This window comes from Mesorhizobium sp., assembly GCF_005063415.1.
GTDB lineage: Bacteria > Pseudomonadota > Alphaproteobacteria > Rhizobiales > Rhizobiaceae > Mesorhizobium.
Window position 1 is genome coordinate 3,679 of sequence record NZ_SUEG01000178.1, and the last position, 5,838, is coordinate 9,516.

General features: G+C 64.3%; 7 protein-coding genes. 5 read left to right on the forward strand and 2 right to left on the reverse strand.

The genetic code is table 11. From position 1 onward, the window contains the following. Both E5W70_RS28325 and E5W70_RS28330 read right to left on the reverse strand, forming a co-directional pair. A partial coding sequence (locus tag E5W70_RS28325; RefSeq protein WP_292664619.1) for a substrate-binding domain-containing protein occupies window positions 1-318 on the reverse strand: 318 nt, incomplete at its 3' end. A gap of 316 nt (window positions 319-634) precedes the next feature. Then, a complete protein-coding gene (locus E5W70_RS28330; RefSeq protein ID WP_292664620.1) occupies window positions 635-2,140 on the reverse strand; it encodes an altronate dehydratase family protein in 1,506 nt (501 codons plus the stop codon). 256 nt (window positions 2,141-2,396) lie between these two features. On the opposite strand from E5W70_RS28330, the gene E5W70_RS28335 reads away from it, so the two are divergent. From E5W70_RS28335 to E5W70_RS28355, 5 genes are all read left to right on the forward strand, one after another. Then, a complete protein-coding gene (locus E5W70_RS28335; RefSeq protein WP_292664621.1) occupies window positions 2,397-3,299 on the forward strand; it encodes a GntR family transcriptional regulator in 903 nt (300 codons plus the stop codon). A 119-nt stretch (window positions 3,300-3,418) separates the two neighbouring features. Next, window positions 3,419-3,775 carry a DUF2946 family protein gene (locus tag E5W70_RS28340; protein ID WP_292664622.1) on the forward strand — a complete coding sequence of 119 codons (357 nt, stop codon included), beginning with the start codon at window positions 3,419-3,421 and terminating at the stop codon, window positions 3,773-3,775. A gap of 102 nt (window positions 3,776-3,877) precedes the next feature. Beyond that, window positions 3,878-4,414, forward strand: a complete 537-nt coding sequence (locus tag E5W70_RS28345) for a copper chaperone PCu(A)C (RefSeq protein WP_292664623.1) — start codon at window positions 3,878-3,880, stop codon at window positions 4,412-4,414. A 25-nt stretch (window positions 4,415-4,439) separates the two neighbouring features. After that, window positions 4,440-4,958 carry a YcnI family protein gene (locus E5W70_RS28350; protein WP_292664624.1) on the forward strand — a complete coding sequence of 173 codons (519 nt, stop codon included), beginning with the start codon at window positions 4,440-4,442 and terminating at the stop codon, window positions 4,956-4,958. 52 nt (window positions 4,959-5,010) lie between these two features. Further along, the coding region (locus E5W70_RS28355) for a copper resistance protein CopC (protein ID WP_292664625.1) at window positions 5,011-5,838 on the forward strand (828 nt) is incomplete at its 3' end.

Here is a 5,838-nt window from a genome sequence, read left to right on the forward strand (position 1 = left end):
CGCCTTGGCTTCGGTCGGCGCGATGACGACGGCGGCCGGGTTGCCGGCGACGGCATTTTCGAGGATCGAAATCTGGCCGTTGACGTCGGTCTCGGCCTGGGCGCCGAGTTCCGGCACGTTGACGCCGAGATCCTTGCCGGCCTTACGGGCGCCGGCCAGAACGATCTGCCAGTAGAAGGACGTAGTGTCCTTGACGATGATCGGAATGGTCGCGTCAGCCGCGGATGCCGGTGCCGAATGCATCACGCCGGCAAGCATCGAGGCGGCCGTGAGTGCCACGAAGGCGCGGCGATTGAGAATGCTGGTCACGAATTTCATTAGGAGTCCTCCCTAAGTCGCCCGGTGAATGTTACGGAAGCTCCATTCGGATGGCGCGGCCCAAACGGAACTTTATCAATAAAAAACATTTACCGCATTTTGATAGTGCATCACCTCGGTCGGCGCAAGCGCTCTTTGATGGCCGCTTCGAATGGCTGGGCGGGAAAGCTTGCTCCCTCGGAACTCCGCTGCCAATCTCCTCCAATATGTCGCATGGAATATTAATTCCATCGCTCAGTCAATATGGAATGTTCATTCTTTTTTGGGGTGTACGAACTGTGACACCTGGCGATCACGTCAGGTGTTTGCGGCCGGCTTAGAGCGTCGCTCCGAGGTGCCACGGCACGAACTCGTTGTCGCCGTAGCCGAACTCTTCGCTCTTGGTCTTGCGGCCCGAAGCCGTCTCGACGATCAGCTCGAAGATCTCGCGGCCCATGCCGGCAATGGTCTTTTCGCCCGAGGCGATGACGCCGCAATTCACGTCCATGTCCTCTTCCATGGTGTGGTACATGGTTGAGTTGCTGGCGACCTTGATCGACGGCGTCGGCCGGCAGCCGAAGCAGGAGCCGCGGCCGGTGGTGAAGACGATGACGTTGGCGCCGCCCGCCACCTGGCCGGTGGCCGAGACCGGGTCGTAGCCGGGCGTATCCATGAAGACCAGCCCGTGCCCGGTGACCTTTTCGGCATAGCCGAAGACGCCGTTGAGCGGCGTCTGGCCGCCCTTGGCGACCGCGCCGAGCGACTTTTCCAGGATGGTGGTCAGGCCGCCGCGCTTGTTGCCCGGTGAGGGATTGTTGTCGATGGATGCGCCATGCTTGGCGACGTGGTCTTCCCACCATTTCACGTAGCCGTCGAGCTTGGCGGCGATCTCGGGAGTTGCGGCGCGATAGGCGAGCAGGTGCTCGGCGCCGTAGATCTCCGTCGTTTCGGAGAGGATGCCGATGCCGCCGACGCCGGCCAGGATGTCGACCGCGGCACCCAGCGCCGGATTGGCGGTGATGCCGGACATGCCGTCGGAGCCGCCGCATTGCAGGCCGACGACGATCTCGCTGACCGGGATCGGCTCACGCTGAAGTTTGCCGACCTCTTCGGCAATCTCGGCCAGCACGACCAGCGCCTTCTCGACCGATTTGCGCGAGCCGCCGGCTTCCTGGATGTTGAAATGGCGTTTTCCCGCGGCAACGCCCTTCTGGCCATAGAGGGTGAGCTGGTTGACCTCGCAGCCGAGCCCGACCATCAGCACACCGCCGAAATTCGGATGACGGGCGTAGCCGGCCAGCGTGCGGTGCAGCACCATCATGCCGTCGCCGGTGGCGCTCATGCCGCAGCCCTGGCCGTGGACGATCGGGACGAAGCCGTCGATGCCGGGATATTGCGGCAGAAGCGTGCGGTTCGCGGCGTCGGCGATGGCGTGGCAGACGGTGGCCGAGCAATTGACGCTGGCGAGAATGCCGACGAAGTTGCGCGTGCCGGCGCGGCCGTCGGCGCGGCGGTAGCCCATGAAGGTGCGGGCGCGGTCGGCCTCGGTCGCATGCACTGCCTCGCTCGGCGGCACCACCGGCAAACGCCCGCTTTCGAAGACCAGATTGTGCGAATGGACATGCTCGCCGGGCGCGATGGCTTCAGTGGCGCGGCCAATTGCCTGGGCGTATTTGACCACGGCTTCGCCGGCCGCAATCGGCTTGATCGCCACTTTGTGGCCCGGCTCGATCAGCGCGGCGGCGACGGCGCCGCCCGGCAGCACGGTGCCGATCTCGATGCGGCCATTGGCGACCGCGACATTGTCAGCGGGAGACAGAAGAATGCTGTTTGCGGCGTTCACGGGAGCTTCCTGGGTGTGTTCCTGGGTGCGCGAGCGGATTGACACGCGGCTCTTAACATATAATGTCTTTTATCGTGAAAAAACATTTATGCGTCAATTGTTTTTTCGCCAGAGCGCGACGCTTCTTTTGGATGCGTGAAGTAGGCTCTACAACCAAAACTAGCGTTGCGCATGATGTTTTCCGAAGCGGTACCGGTTTCATGCGCGAGAAACGCTTCACGTCGGACGCAAACGGCGGCGCGCCACGGGGCAGGGGATGTCGAAGAGCAACAACGTTTACAAGGATGCCTATAATCGCGGTCTGAGGCTGCTCGACGAAACCAGGAGCCTGCCTTCGGAACCGGAGCTGGGCACGCTGCTCGGCGTCAGCCGCACGACGGTCCGCACCATCCTTGCGCGCATGGAAGAGACCGGGCTGATCGACTGGAACAAGCGCAGCAAGACGGTTCTGCGCGAACCGCGGCCGGACGATTTCTTCCCCGAGGAAGAAACCGACACGCTGGCCGAGATCATCGAGCGCTCCTTCATGCGGCGGCTGCTTGCCAGCGGTGCCGAAGCCGGCATGCAGATCAACGAGCTCGAACTGGCGCGCGAGATCGGCGTCGGCACCACCAGCGTGCGCGAATTCCTGATCCGCTTCTCGCGCTTTGGGCTGATCGAGAAGCGCCGCAACAGCCATTGGGTGCTGAAAGGCTTCACCCGCGCCTTCGCGCTGGAGCTGACCGAAATCCGTGAGATGTTCGAACTGCGCTCGGCCGCAGCCTTTGCCGCTCTGCCCGAGGACAGCCCGGTGTGGGCCGACCTCGACCGCCTGGAAGACGAGCATCAAAGGCTGGCGCGCGAGATCGCCGTGCGCTTCAGCGAATTCTCCGAGCTTGACGAGCGCTTTCACCGGCTGATCCACCGGGCGTCGCACAACCGCTTCATCGTCGATTTCTACGACGTCATCGCCATGATCTTCCACTATCATTACCAGTGGAACAAGGCGCAGGAGCGCGAGCGCAACGAAGTCGCGGTCCAGGAGCATCTCGCCTATATCGCCGCGCTCAAATCGCGCGATCTCGCCAAGGTCGACGCCGCCTGCCGCAAGCACCTGAAATCGGCCCGCCAGACGCTGCTGATGTCGATTCCCGAGGGCAGGCAGCCGCTACGCGCGTGATTGTGTTGCGTTGCCGCAGCAACGTTTTGGCGATTTTCCGGCCGCCGGCTCCGTGCTAGAGAGCTGACGTTGCTGCGTGAAGAGGCTGGTTCTTGACCATACGCCGGAGACGATGGAGCATGCCGGTCGCGTTCGCCGCGGCGTGGCTTTTCGTGCTCCAGTCGATGTTCGGCGCGTTTGCTTCCGGCGTCGAGCCGAACGCCTCGCAATTCGACGCTTTCGGCAACACGATCTGCACCCATGACGGTGCGGCGCAACTCCCCGCCGGCGATCCGCATCAGCAGCACATGCCGGCTTGCTGTATGCTTGGCTGCAACCTCGTTTCGGCGGTCTACGCGCCGCCCGATGCCGCCGGGAGCCTGGCTCGCAGCCTCTCCGTCGAAACCATCGTCTTTTTCCTGCCGGCCTTCCGGCATCGCGATTTCGCCCGCGCCCGCACTCCGTCCTATCCGCGCGCACCACCGGCGACGGCCTGAGCCGTTCTGGTTCGCGCCGCGCAACAACCCTTCGCCGGCGTGTTTATCGACATCGTTCGCGACCGGCCGTCGGCGCGATCCCCTAAAGTCCACGGAGCAATCATGTCTCACTCTTTTCGCGCTGCCGCATCCAGCCGCAGGCGCTTCTCACTGGGTGGTTTCGAGCGGCGTCTCGGCGTCGCCCTTTGCGTTCTTGCCTTCCTGTTCGCCAGCGCCCAGACGGTGTTGGCACATGAGTTCAAGCTTGGCGATCTCGAGATCGGGCACCCCTGGTCGCGCGCCACGCCATCCGGCGCCAAGGTGGCCGGCGGCTACTTCACCGTCACCAACACCGGCAGTGCGCCGGATCGCCTGCTGTCGATCACCTCCGACATTTCGGCCAAGGCCGAACTGCACGAGATGGGCGTCAGCAATGGCGTCATGACCATGCGGCCGGTCACCGGCGGCCTCGAAATCCCGGCTGGCGGCAAGGTCGCATTGGCGACCAACGGCTATCACTTGATGTTCATGGATTTGAGGCGGCAGCCCAAGGAGGGCGAAATGTTCTCCGCCACGCTGACTTTCGAAAAAGCAGGGCCCGTGCAGATTGAATTCGCCGTGCAAGGCATCGGCAGCGCGGCGCCCCAGGACGACCACTGACTTGGCCGCTTCGAGAGGTACCGTCATGAAGAAATCTCTTTTGCCCGGCTGCGTGCTTCTTGTCCTCGGGACCAGCGCGGCCTTTGCCCACATTACGCTCGAAACGCCGGAGGCGGCGGCCGGCTCGACCTACAAGGCGGTTCTTCGGGTGCCGCATGGCTGCGAGGGCAAGGCAACGACCGCCTTGCGCGTGCAGATCCCGGAAGGGGTGCTCTCGGTCAAACCGATGCCGAAGCCGGGTTGGACGCTGCAGGTCAAGAACGGCAAATACGAGAAGTCCTACCAGCTTTACGGCCAGGCAGTGACCAGCGGCGTCAAGGAGATCGACTGGAGCGCCGGCAGCCTGCCGGACGAATTCTACGACGAATTCGTCTTTCGCGCGACACTGGCGTCCGACCTGCCGGCAGGCCAGATGCTGCATTTCCCGGTGGTGCAGGAATGTGACGGCGTTGCCGATCGCTGGATCGAGATTCCGGCGGCCGGGCAGGCCGAGGACGCGCTGGAATTTCCGGCGCCCGGCCTCAAGCTGCTGCCGAAGAAGTGAGCTCCAGCGGCGCGCTTTGGCGGATGAGCGCGCCGCTGCTCTTGGCGGTGAGATGAGCGCGGCATCCTTCCTGGGGCAAGCTTGCATGGCCGGCAACTGTTCTGGCCGGCTTGTGGCTGGCCTGCTTGCCGCCATCGTGCTGCTCGCCGCAATTGCCGCGCCGCACCCCGCCTTCGCCCATGCGGCGCTGATCAAGGCCGAGCCGGCTGACGGTGCGGTGCTGGCGCAGAGCCCGTCGCAGATGTCGCTGACCTTCAGCGAACCGGTTTCGCCGCTGGTGCTGACGCTGGTGCGGCCCGACGGCACGTCGATCCAGCTGAGCTCTTTCCGGCTCAGCGGCCAGATCGTCGAGATCGACAATCCGCAGGCGCTGAAATCCGGCACGCATGTGCTGAGCTGGCGGGTAATCTCCACCGACGGGCATCCGGTCGGCGGCTCGGTGCTGTTCTCGGTCGGTGCACCGAGTGCCGCGCCGGCCGCCTCCGAAGCCGTCGACCGGGGGCTTCGAACGGCGATCTGGATCGGCAAGGTTTTACTGTATATCGGCCTGTTTTTCGGCGTTGGCGGTGCCTTTGCGCTGGCCTGGCTGGCGCAAGACGGTCGATCCGGCCAGCGCCTGATCGTCGCGGCAATCCTGTGCGGGCTGGCCGCCGCACCCCTGTCGCTCGGCTTCCAGGGGCTGGATGCACTCGGCGCGCCGCTTGCCCGGCTGGCGCAGCCGGTCATCTGGCAGACCGGGCTTGGCACCAGCTTCGGCTGGACGGTGCTGATCGCGCTGATGGCGCTCGGCCTGAGTCTATTATCGCTGGTCGTGCCGCCCGCCGACGCAAAGCCGCTCGCCTTGGCCGGACTGGCTGGCGGCAAGTGCTGCGCCGACGCC

Coding starts and splice junctions, on each gene's coding strand:
- E5W70_RS28335 (WP_292664621.1), top strand. CDS start 2,397: ATGTCGAAGAGCAACAACGTTTACAAGGATGCCTATAATCGCGGTCTG.
- E5W70_RS28350 (WP_292664624.1), top strand. CDS start 4,440: ATGAAGAAATCTCTTTTGCCCGGCTGCGTGCTTCTTGTCCTCGGGACC.
- E5W70_RS28340 (WP_292664622.1), top strand. CDS start 3,419: ATGCCGGTCGCGTTCGCCGCGGCGTGGCTTTTCGTGCTCCAGTCGATG.
- E5W70_RS28345 (WP_292664623.1), top strand. CDS start 3,878: ATGTCTCACTCTTTTCGCGCTGCCGCATCCAGCCGCAGGCGCTTCTCA.